The organism is Stenotrophomonas sp. SKA14, from assembly GCF_000158575.1.
Classification (GTDB): Bacteria; Pseudomonadota; Gammaproteobacteria; order Xanthomonadales; family Xanthomonadaceae; genus Stenotrophomonas; species Stenotrophomonas forensis.
On sequence record NZ_DS999412.1, the window covers coordinates 3159759 to 3185662 of the forward strand.

The window sequence follows — 25904 nt, forward strand, 5'->3', positions numbered from 1 at the left end:
TCGGATAGCGGTTGCCCAGGGTGAAGGCAAAGCCGTCGTAGGTCAGCGTCCGCGAGCTGGTGGCGTCGGTCAGCCACTCGCCGATCGCGTTGCTCATGCCCAGGCTGAACTGGTCGGGGTAAGGCACCTTCAGGCTGTTGTTCGGCCAGCGGCCGGCACTTCCGCAGGTGCAGGGCGCAGCCCTGCCGATCCACCCTTCCCTGCGCACGAAAACGTTTCCACTGTTTTCAGCAAACCGTCATCCCTTCGCCACGCCAGTAACATATTGCGCAGCAGCATGCGCCCGCGGGCGACCCATGCTAAAAAACGCCCGCCCATCGCTTAGATCGATCCAAGACGACATTGCGATGGCCGGGAATTGGGGAGGCAGTCACAGGACGTACCAGGCCACGCGCACGGTGCTACTGCCACTGCATGGCGATAGCGACAATGTCACTTCAAATTAGATCGATTCAAGTTGTCCGTGCCACGTCACCGGATCAATCCAGGAGAGAGGGAGAGATGGGAATGAAGCATTCAACACGTACGCACGGCCAGGACGCATTGTCGCTGGCCATCGCGCTGGCCCTGGCCGCCGCCGTCATTCCGGCCGGCGCCGCCGCGCAGCAGGCCGCTTCCACCGGCTCGCAGGACGCCACCACCCTGGACAGCGTCCAGGTCACCGGCTACCGCTACGCCATTGAAAAGAGTCTGGAGCAGAAGCGCGACGCCAATGCCGTGGTCGAAGTGATCACCGCCGAAGACGTCGGCAAGTTCCCCGACAAGAACGTCGCCGACGCACTGCAGCGCGTGCCCGGCGTGGTCATCACCCGCAGCGGTGGTGAGGGCAAGAGCGTCAGCGTGCGCGGCCTTGCGCCGGACCTGACCCTGACCCAGTTGAACGGAAACTATGTTGCCACGTCGGAAACCAACGACGAAGCGACCCGCTCGTTCAACTACACCCTGCTGCCGTCGAACATGCTGTCCAGCGCGGAGCTGTTCAAGTCACCGGAAGCACGCATCGACGAAGGCGGCATCGGCGGTACGGTCATCCTGCACACCCGACGTCCGCTGGACATGGAATCCAACTCGGGCTTCGTCACGCTCGAAGGCACCTCCTCCGACACCCATCACGATATCGACCCGCAGGCGTCGGCGCTGTACTCGTGGCACAGCAAGGACGAGCGGTTCGGCGTGCTGGTCGGCGTGACCCAGCAGAAGCGCACCACCCGCACCATGGAAGCCACCACCGAGGACTACCAGTGGTATGGCGCCGGCAAGGCGCGTGATGCCAATGGCAACGTGCAGTCGCAGGATGGCATCCACTACTGGTGGGGCAAGTCCGGTTTCAACAACCAGACCGGCGGCAACTACAGCGATTTCTTCATGCCGACGTCGGTCAACTTCGCGGTGAAGGAAGAGAAGCGCGAGCGCAAGGGCGGCCAGCTGACCTTCCAGTTCAAGCCGGTCGACAACGTCACGATGACGGCCAACTACTTCCGCTTCGAGCTGCAGGGTGACTACACCCAGAACATGCTCAAGATTCCGGAATGGAGCATGGCGCGCTACAAAGAGGACGGCAACTGGGCAGGCGGCCGGCTGCTCAATGGCCTGGACTTCGACCCCAGCGGCAGCATCGTTACCGGTGGCCAGTTCCAGAAGCTTCCGGGCAAGGCCTACATCTGCAATGAAGACGAGGCCTGGGCCGCCCATCTCAAGCCCGGTGGCTGGGGGCCGGACGACTGCACCATGCCGACCCCGCAGCTGACCGGTGGCTACAGCAAGGAAAAGGCGCTCTCGCAGACCGCCGACCTGACCATCGACTGGGACATCAGCCCGTTGTGGAAGGCGTCGTTCACCGGTGGCCGCACCTGGTCCGAGGGTGGCCCGTCGATGAACTTCCGCATGTCGGCCAAGCCGCGCCGCAAGGTCGGCAACGACTACCTGTCCGGCAACCAGTACAGCGCCTGGGACTTGACCGGCACGCCCTCGGCCACCTTCTCGCCCGACCTGCAGCAGCAGTTGATGAACGGCATTGCCGAGGTGGACACCGGCTCGACCGATTCGTCGTGGAAGCGCACCGAGGTCAAGCAGAACTACTTCCAGGCCGACGTCACCAAGCTGTTTGAATCGGGCTGGCTGGACTCGATCCAGTTCGGTGCCAAGTACCGCGACGGCAAGGTCCACCGCAACACCGGCAACACCTATTGGGTGTGCCCGGGCCATGATACGGCCGACTACAAGGACGGTCGCTACCAGGCCGGTTGCGACCCGACCGCCGGTGATGCGCAGCCTGGCTTCTTCCTGTCCAATCCGATCAGCAACATCGCCGGCGGATTCAACGCCAACGTGTTCCCGGGCATCAACTATCCGGCCTACATCGATTACCTGAACAAGACCTACGGCGGTTCGCACAACCGTACCGAGGACGACTTCGTCTACAACGTCAACGAAAAGATCTACTCGGGCTACTTCCAGGCCAACTTCCGCACCGAACGCCTGCGCGGCAATGTCGGCGTGCGCGTGGTGCGCACCAAGCAGTTCGCACAGTCTTCCGACTCGATCGAGAAGTTCAACGACTACTTCCTGGACAACGCGTCCGGCGCGCCGATGGCATGCACCGACCCGGCTGCCGCGGCTTATCCGACCTATGGCTGCGAGAGTGGCTTCGTGCGCCTGCCGTACGATCTGGCGCAGAGCAAGACCTACGACCTGATCGGCGTCGACCGCACCTACACCGACGTGCTGCCGAGCTTCAACATCGCCTGGGACATCACCGACACGCTGGTGCTGCGCGGCGCCGCGTCGAAGGTGATCGCCCGTCCGGGCTACACGGATATCGCAACCCCGGGTGCGTTGAGCTACTACAGCGCAGAGTATGTCGACGATCGCCGCGTGGCGGGCGGTGCACCCAATCCGGGCTGGGCGGGTGAGGGCAGCAACAAGCAGCTGCAGCCCTTCAAGGCCACGCAGTACGATCTTGGTCTGGAATGGTACTTCCAGCCGGGTGCCGTGGCCGGTGTCGGCCTGTTCCGCAAGGACGTCAGCAATTTCACCGTGCCGGTCGTGCGCGACATGCAGATGAATGTCGGCGGTGAAATGGTGACCGTGCAGAATTACAAGACCAGAGCCAATGGCCAGGATGGCGTTTCGCAGGGCGTGGAGCTGTACGGCCAGTACACCTTCGATTTCGGCTTCGGCGTGCAGGCCAATTACACCTACAACGACACCAACCTGGCATCGATCGTGCTGGACGGCCAGAACATCGGCTCGTCGCCGTTGGTTGGCAGCGCCAAGAACCAGGCCAATGTCACCGTGTTCTACGAGAACGACAAGTTCCTCGCACGCGCGTCGTTCAACCGTCGCGGCCAGGTGGTGGGCGGCCTGCAGAACGGTATGACGGTCTACACCGAGCCGTATGACCAGCTCGATCTGAACGTGGCCTACAACCTGACTCCGGACTGGACCCTGACCGCATCGGTGATCAATGCCACCAAGTCCGAGCAGCGCGTGCACCTGGGCAACGACAGCAAGGCCCGCCTGATCTCCAACACCTACGCAGGCCGCCAGCTCTACTTCGGCGCCACCTGGAAGTTCTAAGGCCACACCGGGTTGCCCGGGCCTGCCCCGGCACAATCCACGCCCCGCTCCGGCGGGGACGTTCCTCCACGGCAGCCGCGCTGGTACAGGTGGCTGCCGTTTTCATTGGTGCGTGTTCATTGATGCGTTGTCATTGGTGCGTTGTCATTCAGTCCAGCGCTTGACCCTGCCATCGTTGGAAGGTGCACACTGGTCCCATCCCAAGAGCATCGAAGGAGCTACAGATGGAATTCCATGTCGACGGCATGACCTGCGGCGGCTGCGCACGCAGCGTGACCCGCGCGATCCAGCAGATCGATCCGAACGCCAGCGTGGTGGCCGATCCGCCGACCGGCCTGGTCAAGGTGCAGACCACCGCCTCGCAGGAACAGGTGTTCGCCGCGGTGAACGATGCCGGTTTCCCGCCGCGCACGGCCTGATTCCCTGCCCTGCGTCCACAACCAAGCCCGCCCCGTACGCTGTCACAGGGCGGGCTTTTCAGTGCGTGCGATATCGATTCAATGCTTCTGCGCGCGCCGCCGCACCGCGCCGGTCTTCGCGGCAACGACTGGCACCGGAGCCTCCTCGTCTTCGCCCAACCGCTCCAGGATCGGGCATTCCGGGCGCTCATCGCCCGCGCAGCAGCTGATCAGCGATTTCAACGTGTCGGCCATCTGCCGCATCTGCTCGATGCGTTGCTCCAGGTCGGCGATGTGCTGCTCGGCCAGACGCTTGACGTCGGCGCTGTGCCGCGAGGTGTCGTTCCACAGACCCAGCAGGTCGGTGATCTCGGCCACCTGGAAGCCGAGATCGCGGGCGCGGCGGATGAAACGCAGGCGGTGGATGTCCGCCTGCGAGTACGCGCGATAGCCCGACTCGGTACGATCGGCCGCGGGAATCAGGCCGATCTGCTCGTAGTAGCGGATCATCTTCGCCGAAACACTGGAGGCCTTGGCAGCTTCACCGATGTTCATGCGGTTCTCTCCTTTTCAATGGCTCGCGGCGGGAGCGTCCGCCATCGGTGGCTGGAAGCGGCGCAGGCGCAGCGCGTTGCCCAGCACGAACACGCTGGACAACGCCATCGCACCGGCAGCGAACACCGGCGACAGCAGCACGCCCCAGACCGGGTACAGCACGCCGGCCGCGACCGGGATCAGCGCGGTGTTGTAGGCGAAGGCCCAGAACAGGTTCTGCCGGATGTTGCCCAGCGTTGCCTTCGACAGCGCAATGGCATTCGGCACGCCCTGCAGGTTGCCCGACATCAGCACCACATCGGCTGATTCCACCGCGATATCGGTGCCGGTACCGATGGCCAGGCCAACATCGGCCTCGGCCAGTGCCGGCGCATCGTTGATGCCGTCACCAACGAAGGCGACGTGGCTGTGCGTGGCCTTCAGGCGGCGCACCGCCTCGACCTTGCCTTCCGGCAGCACCTCGGCCACGACGTCATCGATGCCGAGCTGGCGTGCGATCGCCTGCGCGGTGCCGGCGTTGTCACCGGTGATCATCGCCACCTTCAGGCCGAGCTGGTGCAACGCCGCGATCGCGGCCGGCGTGCTCGGCTTGATCGGATCGGATACCGCGATGATTGCGGCCAGGCGACCGTCGATGGCGGCATACAGCGGCGACTTGCCCTGCGTGCCGAGGTCCGCCGCCAGCGTCGAGAACGCGGTGATGTCCACGCCAAGATCGCGCATGAAGCGATCAGCACCGACCTCAACCCGGGCGCCATCGACACGGGCGCGCACGCCCATGCCGGTGACCGATTCGAAGTCGAGCATGGCCGGCAGCGCGATGCCCTGCCCGGTCGCCGCATCAACAATGGCACGGGCAATCGGGTGCTCCGAGCGCGACTCCACTGCCGCCACCGCTGCCAGCACGGTGCTTCGATCAAAACCTTCGGCGATCTCGAGATCGGTCAGGCGCGGACGACCTTCTGTGAGCGTGCCGGTCTTGTCCACAGCCACCACCTGCGCGTCCTTCAGCAACTGCAGCGCTTCACCCTTGCGGAACAGCACGCCCATCTCGGCGCCTCGACCGGTACCGACCATGATCGATGTCGGCGTAGCCAGCCCCATCGCACAGGGGCAGGCGATGATCAGTACCGCTACGGCATTGACCAGCGCGAAGCTCAGCGCCGGCGACGGGCCGAAGATCAACCAGACCCCAAAGGTCGCCAATGCGGCCAGCATCACCGCCGGCACGAACCACAGCGTGACCTTGTCGACCACCGCCTGGATCGGCAGCTTCGAGCCCTGCGCCTGCTCGACCATGCGGATGATCTGCGCCAGCATGGTCTGCGCGCCTACCGCCGTGGCCCGCACGGTCAGTGCACCCTTCTGGTTGACGGTACCGCCGACCACGCTGCTGCCCGGCTGCTTCTCGACCGGAATCGGCTCGCCGCTGATCATCGACTCGTCGATATAGCTGCGGCCCTCGACCACCTCGCCATCGACCGGCACGCGCTCGCCCGGACGCACTTCCACCACGTCGCCACTCATCACTTCATCGACCGGGATATCGACCGCGCGGCCGTCACGGATCACATGCGCGACCTTGGCCTGCAGGTTGACCAGGCGCTTGATCGCCTCGGACGTGCGGCCCTTGGCGCGCGCCTCAAGGAAGCGACCGAGCAGGATCAGCGCGACGATCACCGCTGCGGCTTCGTAGTAGACGTTCACCGTGCCCGCCGGAAGCAGCCTCGGCGCGAAGGTCGCCACCACCGAGTAGCCGAATGCCGCGGCAGTGCCCACCGCCACCAGCGAGTTCATGTCGGGTGCAAGCCGCAGCAGTGCCGGGAAACCCTTCTGGTAGAAACGGCGGCCGGGAATGGCCAGCACCAGCAGGGTCAATACAAACTGCAGGTACCAGCTGGCCTGCATGCCGAGGGTGGCCATCACCCACTCGTGCATGCCGGGAATCAGGTGCGAGCCCATTTCCAGCACGAACACCGGCAGCGCCAGCGCGGCGGCCACGATCAGGTCGCGCTTCAGTTGCGCGCGCTCGGCGTCCTTCTTTTCCGTCGCTTCGTCATCCGGTTGAACCCCTGCCTCGATGGCATGGGCGGCATAGCCGACCCTGTCGATGGCCGCCACCAGCGCGCCCACGTCGGCCACGCCGCGCACCGTGGCGCGTTCAGTGGCCAGGTTCACGCTGGCTTCGCTGACGCCGGGCACCGCCCGCAGTGCGCGCTCGACACGACCGACGCAGGACGCGCAGGTCATGCCGTCCACCGCCAGCTCGAGGGTCGCGGCGGGCACGTCGTAGCCCACCCGCTCCACCGCCTGGATCAGCGCGGCGCGATCGACCGGACCGGACGCACGGATATCCGCACGTTCGGTGGCCAGGTTGACCGAGACGCTGCCCACGCCCTCAACCTTGGACAGTGCCGCTTCGACCCGGCCCACGCAGCTGGCACAGGTCATGCCCTCGATGGGCAGGCTGATGGTGGGCAGGCTGGCGGTGGCGCGGGGTGTACTCATGATCGGATTCCCGTGGATTCCTTCTGGATGCGGACAGGCTAAACCTTGCCATCGTGGGAAGGTCAAATCCAGCCTGTCCGCATTTCCTGAATGGGCACCCGGGTGTCCATATCCACGCATGGCGTGGATCTACCGGCGGAGGTGGGTCTCGTCAGAAGGTGAACACATACTCCAGTGCGAACTCGCGGCCAACCGCGCCGAGCAGGCGGGTCGGGGCGAAGTCATAGTCCAGCTTGTACGGGTCCTTGTGATTCCAGCTGGCCGAGTTGAAGGCGTTGTTGACGTAGACATTGACCTTGGCGTGCTCGGTCACCTGATAGCCCACGTTGAAGTTCCAGGTAATGAACGGTCCGACCCGCCCGAAGTAGCGCGCGGTCTGCTGGCCAGCGTTCGGGTTGGGATTGGGCGAGCCGTCAGGGCGCGTCGCCGGCTCCAGGCAGTTCAGCGACGGGCTGTCACTGGGCACGTAGCCATCGGCGAACGGCAGGCAGCCACCGGGGTTGTCCAGGCGGTCGGTACCCCAGTGGTAGCGCACGCCCGGCACCGAACCGATGCGGTCGGCATAGACGTTGGCATTCCAGTTGCCACGTTGCCAGGCCAGGCTTGCGCGCAGCTTGCTGCGCAGGTCGCGGTCGCGGCGTTCCGGGTTCGGGTCGGCGGCGTAGCGCTGTTCCTTGGTCGAGATCTGGTTGGTGTAGTTCACGCCCAGCTGGAAGCTGCCCCACTGCGCGGTCTCCAGGCGGTAGCGCGCGGTCAGGTCGATGCCACGCACCTCGCGGCTGGCCAGGTTGAACGGGCCACGCTCGATCGATACCAGGCGTCCGTTGCTGTCACGGTTCACGCGCGCCAGGATGCCGGCGCAGTACTCGCCGCCAGCCGGATTGGCCCACGGCGTGCCGTCCATGTTCTTGCCGGTCAGGCAGCCGGCCTCGCTGGCCAGCACTTCGTCGGCACCGACGTCGACGATCATGTCTTCCAGCTTGATCGCCCAGTAATCGGCGCTGACCGACAGGTTCGGCATCACGTCCCAGACGAAACCGACCGTCCACGAATCGCCGGTCTCCGAGCGCAGCAGCGGCGTGCCACGCCGGTTCACATCGAACGTGTACCAGACGTCGGTGTTGCCCACGCCGCAGTTGTTGACCAGGTAAGCACCGCTCTGGATGCAGTGCAGGCGGTCATAGGTCTGTACTTCGGAGCTGCTGGGCTGGCCCAGCAGGTAATGCATGTCCGGCGCATGGAAGCTGGTGGCATACGAGCCTCGCACCAGCAGCGATTCGACCGGGCGCCATTCCAGCCCGACGTTCCAGGTGGTTTCCTTCTGGCTGCCGATGTTCAGGGCCTCGGCGCTGTCATCGGCCTTGTAGCTGCCATAGCGGTCATAGCGCGCCGCTGCGGTGGCGATCACACTGTCCAGCAGCGGGATCTTGAACTCGACGCCGGCCGAGTAGCGCGTGCGCTCGCCGCCACCGCGATCGACGTTCTGCAGGTCGAAGTCGATGCCGGCGCGTGGATCAGGACTGAGGTGATAACCCTGCTGCGCCACTTCGGCCACGGCAGCGAACGAAATCGGGCCGGCCCAGCCCTGGAACAGTTCACCGGTGATGTCCGCCGACGCCTGGTTGACCCAGGAACTCGCGCGATTCTTCGCCACGGTCCCCATCTGCCAGTACTGCTCCGGCGTCAGCGGATTCCACCAGCGCGATTCGTTCAACGCATAGATCGCTTCACCCCCGGCGGTGGTGCCCAGCCGTGGGCCGAGGAAGTAGTCGTAGGACTTCTGCTTGTCCACCACGTTCTGCCGTTCTTCCACGCGGTAGTACGAGCGCCCCACCGTGGCGCTCCAGTCGAAACGGTCGGCGAGGCGGCCACGCAGGCCCGCGCTCCAGTCCCAGGACAGTTCGCGGTTGGTGTTGCGCAGCGTATCCAGGCCGCCCACTTCGTTCGGGGTGAACTGGCGCACGCCGAGGATCGGGCGGTTGCGGTTCGCATCCCAGTAGTAGCCATTGTCATCGTCGATCAGCGACACGCCGGGCGGGTTGGTGCCCCAGATCGCTTCGGAGCGATACACCGCCAGGTTGGTCCAGGCCTGCAGGTCATTGCTGAAATCGAAGGTGGCGTACAGGTTGCCGGAGACGTTCTCGGCGCCGCCGGTCAACAGCCAGTTGGCGTAGTCGGCGCTCATGCCGCACAGGCGGCCGGTGTTGGTGATGGTGTTGGCGGCGTAGTTGTAGACCAGGCGATCGGCGGTGTAGTACTCGCCGTTGAACTTCTCGCAGGTGCCTGCCGGTGGCGCCAGGCGCTGGCCGGTGGTCGGATCGATCAGCGCCAGGCCGGCGGTGGGTCGGAAGCCAACCTTGCGCTGTTCCATGTTCCAGGAGGAGTACGGTGCATCATCGGCGTCGTCCATCTGCGGGCGATCGCGGCCGAACAACGGATCGCGCTTGGTGTACTGCAGCGCGTAGGTCACGCTCCAGTTGTCGCCGGTCTTGCCGCCGGCCCAGGACAGATCCCAGGTATCGCGACCGCCTTCAGTGGAAGTACCGCCGCGCACGCGCACTTCGTCGCCGTCATAGTTGGTTTTCAGGATGACGTTGACCACGCCGGCGATCGCATCCGAGCCATAGATGGCCGACGCACCGCCCGTCAGCACTTCGATGCGCTCGACCGCCGCAGCCGGGATGTTGCCGTAGTTGGAGAAGTTGGTTTCACCGCCATAGGGCAGCGGGTAGTCGGCCACGCGACGGCCGTTGACCAGCAGCAGCGAGCGGTTCGGGCCCATCCCGCGCAGGTTCAGGCCACTGGCATTGGGCGTATGCGAGCCCCACTGCGAGGCCGCCTCAACCGTTCCGGTCGCTTCGGTGAGCGTCTTCAGCGCGTCGTACACGCTGACAAAGCCTTCCTTCTGGATCTGCGCGGCGGTGATCACGTTGACCGGTGCCGGGCCTTCGACGCTGGCGCGCTTGATGCGCGAGCCGGTAACGGTGACCGCATCAAGATCCTTGGTGGACGAACTGGAACTTTCCTGCGCGCTGGCCGCCAGGGGCAACAGAGCCAGGACCAGGGCCTGGGACAGCAGGTGACGGCGCTTGCGGACGGACTGAGCCATGGGTGGTTGCTCTTCGAAGGTGTGGACGCACGGACGGGTGGTGGCGCGGCACTACGGCTGATCCGGGCGCCTGGATCGGTCCAGGACCGATGCGGCACCCTCCCCTGTGGATCGATCCAAACTAAAGCACAGCTGAACCACATCCGGCATGCGGCGACGCAGCAACTGACGGTTGAGCGCCGCCGCTGGCCCGGCCAATCATTACGAATCAAATGGTTAGGGGGTGAAACTCAAGAATCGGCACACGCGTCGATGACACGATTACGACAATTGCGCGCGGAACGTTCTTGTCCGTCGTCAGCGTGTGCGCCCGCCAGGCACGGCCCGGCCATCTCGATCAGGCGTCCAACGCCTGTCGCAGCGCCGCCACGGTGGCGGTAGCGGTCTGGCTCCAGTCCGGGTCCAGGCCGCGCAGCGCCGGATTATGGAACTGCATGGCCGAGCGTCGCAGACCCTTGGCCGAAGCATGCAGTTCGGCACAGCCGCTGCGTCGTGCCACTGCGGCGATGTTGCCCGGGGCCAAGCCAGCGCCGGCCATCACCGCGATGCGGCCAGCGGCCTGCGTGACCAGGCCTGCCAGCACATCGGCACCGGCCTCGGCGCTGACCTGCCCGCCCGAGGTCAGCACGCGCTGGCAACCCAGCCCGATCACCTGCTCCAGCGCCGCCGGCAGATCGCGGGCGGCATCAAAGGCGCGATGGAAGGTCACCTGCAGCGGCCCGGCGGCCTGCACCAGTTCACGGCACAGCGTCAGATCGATGCCGCCCTGCACATCCAGCGCTCCAATCACCACGCCATCGCAGCCCAGCGCGCGGCATTGCGCGATGTCGCGCAGCATCAGTTCGGTTTCCAGCGCGTCGTAGTGGAAGTCTCCCGGGCGCGGGCGTACCAGCACGAACAGCGGAATCGACAGGCGTTCGCGGGCAATCGCGATGCTGGCGAACGACGGCGTGGTGCCGCCCTCGGCCAGGTTGTCGAACAGCTCGATGCGGTCTGCGCCACCGGCCTGCGCCGCCAGCGCCGAGGCCGCCGAATTGCTGGCGATCTCCAGGCTCAGTCGCGTGCTCATGCCTGGGTACTCGTGTAGATCGATGGCGAGTCGCGCAGGTCATCCTGGCGCTGCGCATCGCACACCGCGTAGACGAAGCCGCGATGCAGTGCATAGGCGCCGACCTCACCCTGCTTGTTCATGGCCAGGAAGCACACCTGCAGCGTTCTGCTCGCTTCCGGGCGCTTGCGCACCACGCGGTCGATCGCCTCGCGGCAGGCCTGCGCGGGAGAACGACCCTGGCGCATCAGCTCGACCACCAGGAACGAGGCGGCGTTGCGGATCATTTCTTCACCCACACCCGATGCGGTGGCCGCGCCCACTTCGTTGTCGACGTACAGGCCGGCACCGATGATCGGGCTGTCCCCGACGCGGCCGTGCAGTTTCCAGGCCATGCCGCTGGTGGTGCAGGCACCGGCCAGGTGGCCCTTGGCATCCAGCGCGAGCATGCCGATGGTGTCGTGGTTGTCGCTGTTGCCGGGGATGCCCCGGCGCTCGGCATTGATCTGCGGCTGGTACTTCTCGGTCTTCAGCCATTCGCGCCAGGCCGCTTCGGCCTGCGGCGTCAGCAGGCGCTTGCGCTCGAAACCCTGCTGCACCGCGAACTGTTGCGCGCCCTCGCCCACCAGCAACACGTGCGGGCTGTTCTCCATCACTTTGCGCGCCACCGACACCGGATGAAGGATGTCCACCAGCGCGGCCACCGCACCGCAGCGGCCATCACCGTCCATGATGCTGGCGTCCAGGCTGAGCACGCCGTCGCGATCCGGGTTGCCGCAGTGGCCGACGGTGGGGTTGCACAGCTCGCTCTCGGCCCAGCGTGCGCCCGCCTCGACGGCATCCAGCGCGCTGCCGCCCTGAGCCAGCACTTTCCATGCGGCCTGGTTGGCCGGCACGCCGAAGTCCCAGGTGGAGACCACCTTGGCCCCACCCTGCGTGCGCGCCTGCACACCCGGCAATGCCGCCATGCCTGCGGCCAGCGCACCGGCCTGCAGGAACTGCCTGCGATCCACCATCTTCCCCTCCCAGTCTGCAATGCACGACCGGCCCGATGCCGGCCCTGCCAATCAGTCGTGCGCGGGTTGCCGCGCGGCGTGCCAGACCGCCGCACCGAGCACGCCGAGCTGGCCGTGCTCCACCCGCCACACCGGTACCTGGCGCAGCACCTCGGTCAGCACGCCCTTGTTGAGGAAGCGCTCGCGGAAGCGGCCATCTGCCAGGAAATCCTGCACATGCGTGGAAATACCGCCGGCCAGGTACACCGAGCGCGCGCCGACGGCGATCGCCGCGTCGCCGGCCAGGCTGCCCAGCCAGGCACAGAAGACCTGCAGCGTTTCCACCGCCAGTGCATCCTCGCCGCTGCGCGCCGCGCCGATCAGCGCCTCGGTGCTGGTCCACACCGGAGTGGCGCCGCGCAGTTCGCACAGGCACGGATACAGGTTCATCAGGCCACTGCCGGAAAGTACGCGTTCGTTGTCCACGTGCGGCCAGCGCTGCAGCAGCTTGCCCAGCACCTGCAGCTCCAGCGCGTTGCCGGCGCCGAGCGCAGCGTGGCCGATCTCGCTGGGCAGTACCGGGCGCTCACCATCGGCAAAGCGCAGCGCGGCACCCAGTCCGGTGCCGGCGCCCAGCACCAGTGCCGGGAACGCCTGCGCCGGATCGGCGTCGCCGTTCAAGGGCACCAGGGTATCGGCCTGCAGGTAGGGAATGGCCAGCGCCACCGCTTCGAAATCATTGATCAGCTGCAGTTCGTGCAGCCCCGACTGCGCGCGGGTGGTCGACAGCGACACCGTCCACGGCAGATTGGCATTGATCAGCACATCGCCATCCAGCAGCCCGGCGATGGCGACTACTGCGGTCTGCACCGGCTGGCCGAGACCTGTGGTGAAGTCGGCCAGGATCGCCGCCAGGCTGGGATGGTCGGCACAGGCGTAGGTGCGATACCCCCCCAATCGCGGCGCCTGCCCGGGCTGCGTCTCGGCCAGGGCCAGACGGGCAAAGGTGCCGCCGACATCGGCGACAACCAGGCTGCGCGGAAGACCGCCGCGGGCGGAGTCGGTGGAAACCGGGGACGCTGCTGCGATGGTCACGCGGGCCTGCTTGGATCGATTGAATCGCCCCGATTCTCAGGCATCGGGGCGGCTTTGCCTAGCACGCCGGTGGTTCAGGTTGGCCTACATGCCTTCCTGCTCGGCCACCTGCACACCGTCCACCAGCACGCGCAGGCGCTGCGGGCGGAAACCGGCGAACAGCAGCGGCCGGGTACGTTCGACCAGCACTTCGTGGCCGGCGATGTGGCGCAGCCACGACTGTACCAGCGAGAACGAGAAATGCGTGCCCGGGTGCCACGGATGCTGCACCCACACCTTCTCGGTGGCGCTCTGCAGCAGCATCGCGCCGGTGAACCAATGGCGGCTGAGGGTGACCGGCGTAGTGCCGGCCATGAAGCGGATATCCATGCGGGGTCCTTTCGCTGGAGCGGCACTGCCGCGGGTCAGGGCTGGGCAGTCTGCAGGCTGTAGCTGGTGGTGGCGGTGAACACCGCACCGTCGGGCTGGGTCGAACGCACCTCGACCTTGTGGCTGCCCACGGCCAGATCGGTCGGCAGCGCGCCCCGCCACAGGTGCGGCGACGCGGTGGCCTCCGGCGAGCGGTCATAGCCACGCAGCGTACCGGCCAGGTCGTCGGCGACGTTCTCCACCATCAGGCGCGGATCGGGCTGGCTGACCTGCTTCATCGGCTGCCAGGCGCCGCCGTCGACGCGGTACTCGACCACGCTGGCGTCCTCACCCATGTAGACGTTGGCGTAGATGCCCCACGCCGGGTAGGCACCCTGGCGCAGTACCTTCGGTGCATGCAGGCCGATCTGCTCGCTGGCCGGCTTGCCGGCCACGCGGTACTGCAGGCGATAGCTGCCGTTGCCAGCGACGTCGAGCAGCGCGTAGCCCTTCGGCGTGCCATCGCTCATGGTGCTGTCCGGTACCCCGGCGGCATTCTTCACCCCCGACCAGAACGCACCGCAGTTGGCACCGACGTTGTATTCGTGCAGCGGCTTGTCGCCGTTCCAGCCCTCGGCCTTGCCGTGGTAGACGTGCTGCTGGGTGTGGCTGTGGCCGCTCAGCACCAGCACGTTGCGGAAGTCCTTGAGCAGGTCGAACAGGCGCTGGCGGTCGGCGTGACGGAAGGTCTCGCGGCCCGGCGCCGCATCGAACAGCGGGATGTGCATGCCCAGCACCAGCAGGCGGTCCTTGTGCAGGCCCTTCAGGTAGCTGGCGAGGAAGGCGAACTGGTTTTCCCGCAGGCCGCCGACGTACTTCGGCTTGGCCTTGGGGTCGTACACCACGTCGTCGAGGAACACGAAACTGGCGCCGCCCTCTTCCACCGCATAGGTGTCCGGGCCATAGATGTTGCGCCAGCTGTCCAGCGAATGCGCGTCGTTGGTCGCATCGAAATCGAGGTCGTGGTTGCCTGGCACATGGAACCACGGCACGCCCAGCGATGTGGTGACCTTGTTGATCGCCGGGTACAGGGTCAGGTCGTCGTTGACGATGTCGCCCAGCGTGGTGCCCATGCGCGCCTTGGTCTGGCCGACCAGCGGGGCCACGATCGACTGCTGGTAGTACCCGATGTCCTTCAGGCTGGCAGTCTGCGAATCGGTGAACACCAGCATCTGGAAGCCGCGACGGCTGTCATGGCGGTCCGCCTGCAGGGCGAAATCCCAGTTGCGGGTGACGTCGCTGGTGGCGGCAATGCCACCGTACTTCAGCGCCGGCGAACCGTTCGGGCGATAGTGCCGCCAGAACGACGGCAGGCCGTCGGCCGCCTTCGGGAAGGCGTAGGCATCGGGCTTGATCACGAACACGGTCTGGCCATCGCGCACCGGCAGGCTGTAGCTGCCGTCGGCGGCGGTCTTGACGATGGTCTCGCCATTGGAGACCTGCACCCCGGCCAGGCCCGGATCGGTCGCGCCGCGGCCAGGCTTGCCGTCGCGCTCCAGATAGACCTTGCCGCTGACCACGGTATCCGCGGCCCAGGCCGGCGAAGTCAGCAACAGGCAGCACAGCCAGGCGGCAGGCAGTTTCATGGGACGGTCCGGGAAAGAAAGACCGCCTATTGTAGTTTCCGTTGATGACATCGCGCACGCGTGGCGCATTGCCGGTAGTGCCGGCCGCTGGCCGGCAACCTCATGATCGTCGGGCATCGGGTGGTTGCCGGCCAGCGGCCGGCACTACCGCACCTCAACGATGGCGCTTTTCCAGCACCGCCCGCGCATCGTCCAGCGACAGGCCGCGCGCGCGCAGCAGCACCAGCAGGTGATACAGCAGGTCAGAGGCCTCGCCCAACAACGCCTCGTCATCCTGCGCCACCGCCGCCAGTGCGGTTTCCACGCCCTCCTCGCCCACCTTCTGCGCGATGCGGCGGATGCCACCCTCGAACAGGCTCGTCGTGTAGCTGCCCGGCGGGCGCTGCGCCTCGCGCATCGCCACCAGCTGGCCCAGCCCGCCCAGGAAGTCCTTCGGTGCCTGGTCGAAACAGCTCTCGGCACCGGTATGGCAGGTCGGGCCCGCCGGGCGTGCCATCACCAGCAGCGTATCGGCATCGCAGTCGACACGGATCGACTGCACCACCAGCACGTTGCCGGACTGCTCGCCCTTGGTCCACAAGCGCTGCTTGCTGCGGCTGAAAAAGGTCATGTGACCGATCGCCAGCGTGGCCGCCAGCGATTCGGCGCTCACGTAGCCCAGCATCAGTACCTGCAGGGTATCGGCATCCTGCACCACCGCCGGCAGCAGGCCCTCGCCCTTGCCCCAGTCCAGCGCCTGCAACGCGTCCGGTGACGGCCTTACTTCAATAGACATCCCGCACCTCGATCTGCTGTCCGCGCAGGTAGCGCTTCAATTCCGGAATGGCGATGGCGCCGCTGTGGAACACACTGGCCGCCAACGCGCCGTCGACGTCGGCCTGGTCGAAGGCTTCGGCGAAGTGCTCCATCGCACCGGCGCCGCCGGAGGCGATCAGCGGCACCTGGCACAGCGCCCGCGCCTGCTGCAGCTGCACGACATCGTAGCCACGGCGCACGCCGTCGCTGTCCATGCAGTTCAGCACGATTTCGCCGGCCCCGCGCTGCTGCGCCTCCACGATCCAGTCCAGGGTGCGCAACGGTACTGCCTCGGTCTTGTCCGGGTCTCCGCTGAAGCGGCGTACCCGCCACTGGCCGTCCGCTTCGCACACTGAGTCGACACCCACCACCACGCACTGCACGCCGAACTCGTCGGCCAGCTCGGTGATCAGCTGCGGTCGGCCCAGCGCCGGCGAGTTGATCGACACCTTGTCGGCGCCGGCGAACAGCACGCGGCGCGCGGTTTCCACGCTGTCGATGCCACCGGCCACGCAGAACGGAATGTCGATCAGGCGCGCGATACGCTCGATCCAGGCCACGTCCACCGAACGTGCCTCAGGGCTGGCGCCGATGTCATAGAACACCAGCTCGTCGGCGCCCTGGTCACGGTAGCGCTGTGCCAGCTCGGCGATGTCGCCCATGTCGACGTGATCGCGGAAGCGCACGCCCTTGACCACGCGCCCATCGCGCACATCCAGGCAGGGAATGATGCGGCGGCTCAACATGCCAGCGCCTCCGCCAGGTCCATGCGCTGCTCCAGCAAGGCCTTGCCGAGGATGGCGCCGCCGCAGCCCGCATCACGCGCCTCGCCGACATCGGCCACGTCGCGGATGCCGCCTGACGCCTGCACGGCCACGCCCGGCAACAGCGTCGAGAGGTGCGCGTACAGCCCGATGTTCGGCCCGGCCAGCATGCCGTCACGGGCGATATCGGTGCACAGCAGGTGGCGCATGCCGGCGCGCGCGTAGCGCAGGGCCAGGTCATCCAGGGTCACCCCGGCGTTCTCGGTCCAGCCGTGCACCGGCAGCTGCCACTGGCCCTGGCCATCCTGCCGTGCGTCCAGCGCAATCGTGATGCGCTCAGCCCCGAACTCATCGAGCCATCCGACCACTTCATCTGGGCGGCGCACCGCCAGTGAACCGACCACCACGCGACCGGCGCCGGCGTCGAGAATGCGTGCCACGTCGTCGCGGCCACGAACCCCGCCACCAGTCTGCACCTGCAGCGTCGTCTGCGAGCGGATTGCTGCCAACAGCGGCGCCAGCGTGTAGCCACCGGCACGCGCCGCATCCAGGTCAACCAGGTGCATCCACTGCGCGCCCTGCGCGGCGAAGGCCTGCGCGCGCGGCAATGGATCATCGCCATACGAGGTTTCCTGCGCGTAGTCGCCCTGGCGCAGTCGCACCACGCGGCCATCACGGATATCCAGCGCGGGGTAAACGATGAAGCTCATGCAGCAGTGCCCTCAAGGAAGTTGCGCAGCATCAGTGAACCAGTTTCGCCCGAGCGCTCGGGGTGGAACTGCGCGCCGTAATAGCGCCCCTGCTCCACCACCGCAGTGAACAGGCCCCCGTGGTCACAGGCGGCGACGGTATGCGTGTTGAGTGGCGCGGCATAGCTGTGCACGAAGTAGGCGCTGGCCCGCTCCGGCACGCCCTGCAGCAGCAGCGATTCGCGCAGCGGCAGCAGGCGGTTCCACCCCATGTGCGGCACGCGGATGCCGCAGGCCGGCACCAGCTTGCGCACTACCCCGGGAATCAGCCCCAGTGTCTCCACGCCCGCTTCCTCGGAACGTTCGAACAGCAGCTGCATGCCCAGGCAGATGCCCATCAACGGCACCTCCAGTCGTTGCAACGGCTCCACCAGCCCCTGCGCGTGCAGGCGCTGCATGCCCGGGCCTGCGGCACCCACGCCCGGCAGAATCACCCGCTGCGCGCCGACCAGGCCGTCAGCATCACGCACCAGCCGCACCGTCGCCCCCAGGCGCTCGAGCGCATAACGCACCGAACCCAGATTGGCGCCGCCGGCATCGATCAGCGCGACGTCGCTCACAACGCCCCCTTGGTGCTCGGCAACGCCGTACCCTGGCGGGCCAGCGCCGGACGCAATGCGCGCGCCAAGGCCTTGAAGCAGGCCTCCACTTTGTGGTGATCGTTGTCGCCGCGCACCTGCAGGTTGAGGTTCAGGCCACTGGCATCGCACAGCGAGCGGAAGAAATGCGGCACCAGCTCGGTTGGCATGTCCCCCACCCGCTCGCGCTTGAACTCGCCCTCGAACACGAAGTACGGGCGGCCGCTGAAATCCAGCGCGGCACTGGCCAGCGTTTCATCCATCGGCAGAGTAAACCCGTAGCGGCCGATGCCGCGCTTGTCGCCCAGCGCCTCGCGCAGGGCCTGGCCCAGGGCAAGACCCGTGTCTTCGATGGTGTGGTGCTCGTCGATGTGCAGGTCACCTTCGGCCTGGATGTCCAGCGCAAACCCGCCGTGCTTGCCGATCTGTTCCAGCATGTGGTCGAAGAACGGCAGTCCGGTGGAGATGCGCGCATCGCCGGCGCGATCCAGATCCAGCGCGACGCGGATCTTCGTCTCTTTCGTATTGCGCTGGACCACCGCGGTGCGCGGCGCATCGGCCAGCGCATGGGCAATGCCCGGCCAGTCCCACTCACCACCAAACTGTTCGGTGCGCAGCTGGAAGCCACGGATGTTGAGGTTGTCCGCGAACTGCAGGTCGGTGATGCGATCGCCGACCATGCCCGAACGCGCCCAATCGATGCTGCGGTCCTGCAGGTAAGCCGTCATCAGGCCGATGCCCGGCTTGCGCGTGGGCGCATTGTCCTGCGGCCAGCTGCAGTCGATCAGCACGTCGCGAAAGGTGATGCCCTGGCTTTCGAAGATCTGCAGCATCAGATCGTTGGGCCCGTCGAAACTGGCGCGCGGATAGCGTTCGCTGCCCAGCCCATCCTGGTTGGTGACGATCACGAACTGGTAGCCGGCGTCGCGCAGCTTCAGCAGTGCCGGGATCACCTGCGGCACGAAGCGCAGCTTCTCGTAGGCATCGATCTGGAAGTCGGCCGGCTCCTCGATGAGGGTGCCGTCGCGGTCGATGAACAGGATCGGGGTCATGCGGCGGCCCTCCGCGCCGACAGGGCCGCAAGCACGCGGTCATTCTCTTCAGGGCTGCCGATGCTGATGCGCAGCGCATCGCCCAGCTGTGGCGCAGCGCGCTGGTCGCGCACCACCACCCCGGCTTCCAGCAACGTATCGAATGCGGCCTGCGCATCGGCGAAGCGGACCAGCAGGTAGTTGCCGGCCGAGGCATACACCCGGCGCACGCCAGGCAGGCCGACCAGCGCAGCGCGCAGGCGCTCGCGTTCGTCGATGACCGTGGCCACGCGCTCGGCGGTGCGTGCCAGCGCGGCCGGTTGCAGGGCCTGTACGGCCAGTTCCGCACATGGGGTCGGCACCGGGTACGGCGCCTGGCAGCGACGCAGCACGGCAATCAGTTCTGGTGCGGCGATCAAGGTGCCGATACGGGCAGCGGCCAGTGCATGCGCCTTCGACATCGTGCGCAGCACCGCCAGGTTGGCATGCGCGGCCAACAGCGTAGTCGCAGATGCACGCTGCGCGTACTCGACGTAGGCCTCGTCCACGACCACCAGCGCTTGCCCACGGAGTGCAGTCGCCACGCGCTCGATCTCGGCCAGGCTCATATCGCTGCCAGCCGGGTTGGAGGGCGCACACAGGAAGACCAGCCTGGCGCTCTGCTCCCGTGCCGTGCGGATGACCGCATCGAGATCGGCGCGCAGGCCGTCCTCGCCATCGACCAGCGGCACATCAATCAACGGCGCACCCTGCAGGCGCGCGCAGACGGCATACATGCCGAACACCGGCGAGGTCACCAGCACGCCATCGCGGCCCGGCACGCACAGGGCGCGCACCAGCAGATCGATGGCTTCGTCACTGCCACGGCCGACCAGCAGTTGCTGCGGCGTCACGCCATACAGCGCTGCCAGGCCCTCACGCAGCGCCAACGGCTGCGGTTCCGGATAGCGCCGGCTGCTGCCTGCGGCATCGGCCGGATTGGCCCAGGCCGATTCGTTGGCGTTCAACCAGACCTCGCCCTGCACCGCCGCACTGCGCGCCGAGCTGTAGCCAGCGAAGGCCTGCAGATCCGGGCGTACCAGCGCCAGCACATCATCAATGGCGCTCATGCCGCCGCCTCCATGCGCAATGCAACCGCACGCTCATGTGCATCCAGTCCTTCGGCACGGGCGATGATGCGCGCGCAGCCACCAATCGCCGCCAGGCCGTCGGCGCTGGCACTCTGCACGCTGATCAGGTTCTGGAAGCTGGCCACGCTGACACCACTGTAGGCACGCGCGGCGCCGGCGGTAGGCAGCACGTGGTTGGTACCACTGCAGTAGTCGCCCAGTGCTTCCGGGGTGTAGTCGCCGAGGAACACCGAGCCGGCGGCCTGCACCTGGCCCAGCCAGTCGCGCGGTTCGCGCAGGGCCAGGATCAGGTGCTCGGGCGCATAGCGGTTGCTGATCGCAAAGGCCTCGTCCAACGTCTCGACCTGGATCAGCCGCGACGCCGACAATGCCTGGCGCGCAATCTGCTGGCGTGGCAGCAGGGCCACCTGGCATTCTACTTCCGCCTCAACCGCGGCCAGCATCGCCGCGTCGTCGGTCAGCAGCAGCACCTGCGAATCCGGGCCGTGCTCGGCCTGCGACAACAGATCGGCAGCGACGAACGCCGGAGTGGCGCCGGCATCGGCAATCACCAGCACTTCCGACGGCCCCGCCGGCATGTCGATGGCGGCGGCGCCGTCCTGCGCGACCTGCTGCTTGGCTTCGGTGACGAAGCTGTTACCCGGTCCGAACAGCTTGTCGCAGGCCGGGATGGTGGCGGTGCCATAGGCCATCGCGGCGATCGCCTGCGCGCCGCCGAGCTTGAACACGCGCTGCACGCCGGTCAGGCGTGCCGCTACCAGCACCGCCGGATCGGCACTGCCATCGGCACGCGGCGGCGTGCACAGCACCACCTGCGGGCAGCCGGCCAGCCGCGCCGGCACGCCCAGCATCAACGCGGTGGACGGCAGCGGCGCGCTGCCCGCCGGTACATACAGACCGACGCGACCGATCGGCCGCAGCATGCGTTCACAGACCACGCCCGGCGCGGTCTCCACCGCGTACCCCGTGCCCATGCCGGCGGCGTGGAAGCGCGCGATGCGCTCGGCGGCATCCACCATCGCCTGGCGCAGTTCGGCCGGCACGGCGGCCTCGGCAGCAGCGAATTCGGCCTCACTCACTTCAAAGGAAGGCAGCTCGACACCATCGAAGCGCTTGGTGATCGCGCGCAGCGCATCGTCACCCTGCACACGCACCTGTTCGATCAGTGCAGCCACCGTCTCGCGGGTCTGCTGGGCCACGGTCTGCACCGGGCGCGTCAATGCCGCGCCGCGGGCGGGCTCATCAAGTCGGGACCAGATCAGACGATTCATGCCAGTGACCGCTCCACGCTCAACACCATCAGGCCCTGCGCACCGGCGCGCTCGAGTTCTTCCATGCGCTGCCAGCTCAACGGGCCCGGGCACATGGTCTGCAGGCGCAGCGCGCCGCCATCGGCCGGCAGCCGCACCAGTGGTTCGGCATCAGCCAGCAGCTGTGCCAGCGCATCAACGCGATCCTCGCTGGCGCGGAACATCAGCAGCTTGCGGTCCTGGCGCTGCACCACGCCATCGAGGCGGCGCAGCAGCATCGCGCGCAGCGAGGCGCGCGCATCGTCCGGCTCGCGCACCGCACCGGCCAGCACCGCTTCGCTGTCGAGCAGGTTGTGCACCGGGGTCAACTGGTTGGCGCGCAGCGTGGCGCCGCTGGACACCAGATCGCAGATCAGGTCGGCGGTGCCCAGGCGCGGAGCGATTTCCACCGAACCCGACAGCTCGACCACCTGCGCATCCACGCCCTGCTCGGCCAACCATTGCTTGAGGATGGCCGGGTAGCTGGTGGCGATGCGGGTGCCGGCCAGCTGCGACGGGCCCTGCCACTGCCATTCCTCGGGCACCGCCAGCATCAGCCGGCACTGGCCAAAGCCCAGCCCACGCAGCGCCTGGTAGGCGTCGGGCAGGCCGATCTGGCGGCGTGCCGCTGCCTGTTCGTCCAGCTCGTTGCGGCCGACGATGCCAAGGTCGCAGACGCCATCGGCGATCAGGCCGGGTATGTCGTCGTCGCGCACCAGCAGCAGGTCCACCGGCAGCGATTCGCCGTAGCAGAACAACTTGTCGCGGCTTTCGCGCCAGCTCAGGCCGCAGGCACTGAGCAGGTTGCGGGCGGGTTCGGCCAGCCGGCCACTCTTCTGGATGGCGATACGCAGCCGGTCTCGCGCCGGCGCTGCCTGGGTTGCACTCATGGGGGAGGTCTCGAAGGTCGGAACGGGGCGCGGGTCAGCGCGAAGCAAGGCGGTCGATGGCGGCGGCATAGCCTCGATGGCCATGCTCGAGCGTGCGTGCCACCCGTCCGGTGGTGGTCACGCTGACGCCGGTGCGCTCGTGGATCTCGCGGTATGGCACGCCCTGCTGCAGAAGCGGCACCACCTTCCAGCGGTCGGCCATGGCTTCCAGCTCGGCTGGCGTGCACAGGTCGCGCAGGAAGGCCTCGACCTGTTCTGGCTCGCGCAGAGCGGCAAAGGCCTGGGCCAGGGCCTGCAGGTCGGCCTTCGGGTCTTTGGCGGCAATCTCGGGGCGGGCTTTCACGGGGTCGTTTCCATGCATCAATGTAATAGCGCGTTAGTACATTAACGCACTCTTGCGCAGCGCGTCAAATCGTGGGTTGGGGGCATGGCAGGGCTGCCGCCCTGCACCCGCAGAGGCCGGAGCAACAGCAAAAGCCGGGCTACTGAGTGTTGGCAGGCTGGGTCCGGTGGCAGGGGACGCCGTGAACCCGTCCATGGGGGCTTGGTCGCGGCATCCATGCCGCTCACACCCCTGCCACCGGACCCACCCCGCCTTCGACAGTTTCCCGCGAACTTTCAGAACGGCGAGGATCGGATCGAAACCGGCTTTTGTAGAGTCGAGCCATGCTCGGCTGCTGTTCGTCCTGAAACGAAGAACGCCCACCAAAAGGCGGGCGTTCTTCTTTGAAATCAGCAACCTGGCCCGATTCAGGGCAGGCAGCGCACCTCGGCCTGCACCGCCTCGCGCCGCAGGCACTCTCCGAACAGGCTGCCCTGCCGGCTCGGCAGGGGCTGGATGTTCTCCAGCTGACCTGCGCCCGTCGGGCACTTCCGCGAGGCCAGCGCCCGCAGGTCCTCCTCCAGCTGCGCGCGATCGATCACATGGCAACGATCGACCTGCAACCGGTACTGCGCCTTCCCGATCCGGGCGCTGTGCAGCGCCGGATCACTCTGGCAACCCGCCAGCAGGAGCGCGCTCAACGCTCCTGCGGCGACTCGCTTCATGCCATCGCCTTCGACTGCTCCAGCTCCACCTGCAATGTGCTGGCCAGCTCGTCACGGGACACTTCGAACTGCTGCTCGCGCAGCAGGTCCTTCACCGCCACCACGCCACGGGCCAGTTCGTCCTCGCCCGCCAGCACCACGAAGCGGATGCCGGCCTTGGCCGCGTACTGGAACTGCTTGCCGATCTTCTTCGGCTCCATCTGCACTTCGGTGTTGATGCCACCGGCACGCAGGCGACGGGCGATATCCAGCGACTGCGGCATGCCCTGCTCGTCCATCAGCGCTACCAGCGCCTGCACGCTGCTGCCTTCGATGCCTTCGATCAGGCCAGCCTCGCGCAGCTGCCAGAACAGGCGCGACAGGCCGATCGAAATACCCACGCCCGGCAGCTTGGACTTGCTGTAGTGGCTGGCCAGGTCTTCGTAACGGCCACCCGAGCAGATCGAGCCGATCTGCGGGTGGTCGGTCAGCGTGGTCTCGTAGACGGTGCCGGTGTAGTAATCCAGGCCGCGGGCGATGGAGAAATTCAGGCAGTACGCGGTTTCCGGCACGCCCAGCGCCTGCACCAGCTGCAGCACTTCGCGCAGCTCGGCCACGCCGGTACGCAGGATCTCCGACGAACCGGCGTCGGCCTCCAGCGCAGCCAGCTGCGCCAGCGCGTCGGCATGGCCCTGCGAACGCACAGCGACGAAGGCCAGGATCTTCTCGACCTGCTCGGCCGGAATGCCGAAGCCTTCGCCCACCAGCGTCTCGCGCACGTAGTCGGCACCGCGCTTGTCCAGCTTGTCCACTTCGCGCAGCACCGCCAGCTGGCGCTCGCCCTCGGCCACGCCCAGGCTTTCGAAGAAACCGCGCATCAGCTTGCGGTTGTTCAGCTGGATGCTGAAATCACCGATACGCAGTTCCGAGAACACCGCGTGGATGACCGCCAGCACTTCGGCGTCGTAACGCACGCTCAGGCTGTCCTTGCCGATCACATCGATGTCGCACTGGTAGAACTCACGGAAACGGCCACGCTGGGCGCGCTCGCCGCGGTAGACGCGCTGCATCTGGTAGCGGCGGAATGGGAACGTCAGTTCATGCTCGTGCTCGGCGACATAGCGCGCCAGCGGCACGGTGAGGTCGAAGCGCAGCGCCATTTCCGGCAGCGAGCGGTCGCCCGATTCGGCGGCATTGGCCAGCGCACCCGTGGACTGCACGAAGTACACCTGGCGCTCGGTCTCGCCACCGGACTTGGTCAGCAGCACGTCGGACAGCTCGAACACCGGCGTCTCCACCGGCAGGAACCCGAAGCGCTCGTAGTTGCGGCGGATCACGTCCAGCATGCGCTGGAACGCAATCTGCTCGCGCGGCAGCAGTTCAAGGGTGCCGGGCGGGGTACGGGGCTTGATCACGGGCGGAACTCCTGCTGGAACGGGACGTGGGAGGGGGCGACATTCTAGCGCCCCCGCCTCGGGCAGGGTCGAACGGCCGCTTGAAGTATCATAAGGCCCTCCCCGACCGCGATACGCCCCCGCAACATGTCACGGCCTTCCGGCGCTCCGCCCGCCAACAACGATCCCGCCTCGCCGTCCTGCCCCACGCTGGACTGCCTGCACTGCTCGGTTCGCCACCTGGCGGTGTGCTCGGCGCTGTCGCCCGACGAAGTGCAGGCACTGGAGCAGGTCACTGTTTCACAGCAGGTCAGCATGGGCAGCACATTGGCCCGCACCGGCGAAGAGCGTGACCATGTCTATACATTGACCGCAGGCGCGCTGCGCCTGGTGCGCACCCTGGCCGACGGCCGCCGCCAGATCAACGGTTTCGTGCTGCCCGGGGACTACCTCGGCCTCAGCAGCAGCGATCATCACCGCTACGACATCGAGGCCATCGCCGACAGCCGCGTGTGCCGCGTCGCACTGCCCCAGATGAAGGTGTTGCGCAGCCGTTTCCCGCACCTGGAGCGCAAGCTGCTGCAGCGCGCCTGCCAGGAGCTGGACGCCGCGCAGGATGCCGCATTGGCACTGGCGCGCCTGCAGCCGGCCGAGAAGCTGGCCGACTTCCTGCTGCGCCTGGCCGCGCGCGAGGCCCGCCTCGGCGGCGACGGCCTGCGCGTGTCGCTGCCGATGGGCCGCGGCGACATCGCCGACCATCTCGGCCTGACCATGGAAACGGTCAGCCGCACGTTCACCAAGCTGCGCCAGCAGGGCCTGATCGCCCTGCCCCACCTGAACGTGGTGGAGATCCTCGACGAAGACGGCTTGCGCGAGCTGGCCGGTGAAGGGTTGATCTGACCGCATCGCAGTTCATGGGGTTGCCGGCCAGCGGCCGGCACTACCGGGCTGCATCCCTCCGGTCGTGCCCAATCCGC

The 25904-nt window shown here is 67.0% G+C and carries 22 protein-coding genes; 3 read left to right on the top strand and 19 right to left on the bottom strand.

What is annotated here, in order from left to right:
* Positions 1 to 501 precede the first annotated feature (501 nt).
* Positions 502 to 3579 (top strand): TonB-dependent receptor, encoded by a 3078-nt coding sequence (locus SSKA14_RS14225; RefSeq protein WP_008266400.1) that lies wholly within the window; start codon positions 502 to 504, stop codon positions 3577 to 3579.
* A 224-nt stretch (positions 3580 to 3803) separates the two neighbouring features.
* The gene (locus tag SSKA14_RS14230) at positions 3804 to 3998 is read left to right on the top strand and encodes a heavy-metal-associated domain-containing protein (RefSeq protein WP_008267227.1); all 195 of its coding nucleotides are present in this window, start codon (positions 3804 to 3806) and stop codon (positions 3996 to 3998) included.
* 78 nt (positions 3999 to 4076) lie between these two features.
* On the opposite strand, the gene cueR is transcribed toward SSKA14_RS14230, so the two are convergent.
* The 19 genes from cueR to hisS all read right to left on the bottom strand — a co-directional run bounded on the left by cueR (position 4077) and on the right by hisS (position 24948).
* Positions 4077 to 4532, bottom strand: coding sequence for a Cu(I)-responsive transcriptional regulator (cueR, locus tag SSKA14_RS14235; protein ID WP_008266658.1), 456 nt, complete (start codon positions 4530 to 4532; stop codon positions 4077 to 4079).
* Positions 4533 to 4547: 15 nt separating this feature from the next.
* A complete protein-coding gene (locus SSKA14_RS14240; RefSeq protein WP_008266426.1) occupies positions 4548 to 7040 on the bottom strand; it encodes a heavy metal translocating P-type ATPase in 2493 nt (830 codons plus the stop codon).
* 151 nt (positions 7041 to 7191) lie between these two features.
* Entirely contained in the window at positions 7192 to 10149 is a 2958-nt protein-coding gene (locus SSKA14_RS14245) for a TonB-dependent receptor (protein ID WP_008265791.1), read from the bottom strand.
* A gap of 337 nt (positions 10150 to 10486) precedes the next feature.
* Positions 10487 to 11218, bottom strand: a complete 732-nt coding sequence (locus SSKA14_RS14250; RefSeq protein WP_008267472.1) for a copper homeostasis protein CutC — start codon at positions 11216 to 11218, stop codon at positions 10487 to 10489.
* Positions 11215 to 12213: a N(4)-(beta-N-acetylglucosaminyl)-L-asparaginase gene (locus SSKA14_RS14255; protein ID WP_008265901.1), complete on the bottom strand. Its 999-nt coding sequence runs from the start codon at positions 12211 to 12213 to the stop codon at positions 11215 to 11217. The genes SSKA14_RS14250 and SSKA14_RS14255 overlap by 4 nt, the downstream gene beginning before the upstream one ends.
* Positions 12214 to 12264: 51 nt before the next feature.
* A complete protein-coding gene (locus SSKA14_RS14260; protein ID WP_008266555.1) occupies positions 12265 to 13287 on the bottom strand; it encodes a glucokinase in 1023 nt (340 codons plus the stop codon).
* Positions 13288 to 13371: 84 nt separating this feature from the next.
* Positions 13372 to 13656 (bottom strand): hypothetical protein, encoded by a 285-nt coding sequence (locus SSKA14_RS14265; protein ID WP_006436871.1) that lies wholly within the window; start codon positions 13654 to 13656, stop codon positions 13372 to 13374.
* 35 nt (positions 13657 to 13691) lie between these two features.
* Positions 13692 to 15281 carry a calcineurin-like phosphoesterase family protein gene (locus SSKA14_RS14270; protein WP_040007860.1) on the bottom strand — a complete coding sequence of 530 codons (1590 nt, stop codon included), beginning with the start codon at positions 15279 to 15281 and terminating at the stop codon, positions 13692 to 13694.
* Positions 15282 to 15435: 154 nt separating this feature from the next.
* Positions 15436 to 16056, bottom strand: a complete 621-nt coding sequence (hisIE, locus tag SSKA14_RS14275) for a bifunctional phosphoribosyl-AMP cyclohydrolase/phosphoribosyl-ATP diphosphatase HisIE (RefSeq protein WP_040007863.1) — start codon at positions 16054 to 16056, stop codon at positions 15436 to 15438.
* A complete protein-coding gene (gene hisF / locus SSKA14_RS14280) occupies positions 16046 to 16822 on the bottom strand; it encodes an imidazole glycerol phosphate synthase subunit HisF (protein ID WP_008267767.1) in 777 nt (258 codons plus the stop codon). Before hisF ends, hisIE begins: the two co-directional genes overlap by 11 nt.
* On the bottom strand, positions 16816 to 17550 hold the full coding sequence (gene hisA, locus SSKA14_RS14285) for a 1-(5-phosphoribosyl)-5-[(5-phosphoribosylamino)methylideneamino]imidazole-4-carboxamide isomerase (RefSeq protein WP_008264723.1): 735 nt from the start codon (positions 17548 to 17550) through the stop codon (positions 16816 to 16818). The genes hisF and hisA overlap by 7 nt, the downstream gene beginning before the upstream one ends.
* Positions 17547 to 18149 (bottom strand): imidazole glycerol phosphate synthase subunit HisH, encoded by a 603-nt coding sequence (gene hisH / locus SSKA14_RS14290; RefSeq protein WP_008268504.1) that lies wholly within the window; start codon positions 18147 to 18149, stop codon positions 17547 to 17549. Before hisH ends, hisA begins: the two co-directional genes overlap by 4 nt.
* Positions 18146 to 19219: a bifunctional histidinol-phosphatase/imidazoleglycerol-phosphate dehydratase HisB gene (gene hisB / locus SSKA14_RS14295; RefSeq protein ID WP_008267592.1), complete on the bottom strand. Its 1074-nt coding sequence runs from the start codon at positions 19217 to 19219 to the stop codon at positions 18146 to 18148. Before hisB ends, hisH begins: the two co-directional genes overlap by 4 nt.
* On the bottom strand, positions 19216 to 20307 hold the full coding sequence (gene hisC / locus SSKA14_RS14300) for a histidinol-phosphate transaminase (protein ID WP_008268534.1): 1092 nt from the start codon (positions 20305 to 20307) through the stop codon (positions 19216 to 19218). Before hisC ends, hisB begins: the two co-directional genes overlap by 4 nt.
* Positions 20304 to 21599 (bottom strand): histidinol dehydrogenase, encoded by a 1296-nt coding sequence (gene hisD / locus SSKA14_RS14305; protein ID WP_040007866.1) that lies wholly within the window; start codon positions 21597 to 21599, stop codon positions 20304 to 20306. The genes hisC and hisD overlap by 4 nt, the downstream gene beginning before the upstream one ends.
* Complete coding sequence (gene hisG / locus SSKA14_RS14310; RefSeq protein ID WP_008266730.1) at positions 21596 to 22507, bottom strand: ATP phosphoribosyltransferase; 912 nt, start codon at positions 22505 to 22507, stop codon at positions 21596 to 21598. The genes hisD and hisG overlap by 4 nt, the downstream gene beginning before the upstream one ends.
* A gap of 34 nt (positions 22508 to 22541) precedes the next feature.
* Entirely contained in the window at positions 22542 to 22850 is a 309-nt protein-coding gene (locus tag SSKA14_RS14315) for a YerC/YecD family TrpR-related protein (RefSeq protein WP_008267046.1), read from the bottom strand.
* A 407-nt stretch (positions 22851 to 23257) separates the two neighbouring features.
* Positions 23258 to 23554, bottom strand: a complete 297-nt coding sequence (locus tag SSKA14_RS14320; RefSeq protein WP_008264560.1) for a hypothetical protein — start codon at positions 23552 to 23554, stop codon at positions 23258 to 23260.
* Complete coding sequence (hisS, locus tag SSKA14_RS14325; protein WP_008265336.1) at positions 23551 to 24948, bottom strand: histidine--tRNA ligase; 1398 nt, start codon at positions 24946 to 24948, stop codon at positions 23551 to 23553. The genes SSKA14_RS14320 and hisS overlap by 4 nt, the downstream gene beginning before the upstream one ends.
* 126 nt (positions 24949 to 25074) lie before the next feature.
* Between hisS and SSKA14_RS14330 the strand changes: the two genes are divergently transcribed.
* Positions 25075 to 25827 carry a helix-turn-helix domain-containing protein gene (locus SSKA14_RS14330; RefSeq protein ID WP_006436589.1) on the top strand — a complete coding sequence of 251 codons (753 nt, stop codon included), beginning with the start codon at positions 25075 to 25077 and terminating at the stop codon, positions 25825 to 25827.
* The last annotated feature ends 77 nt before the right edge of the window (positions 25828 to 25904 follow it).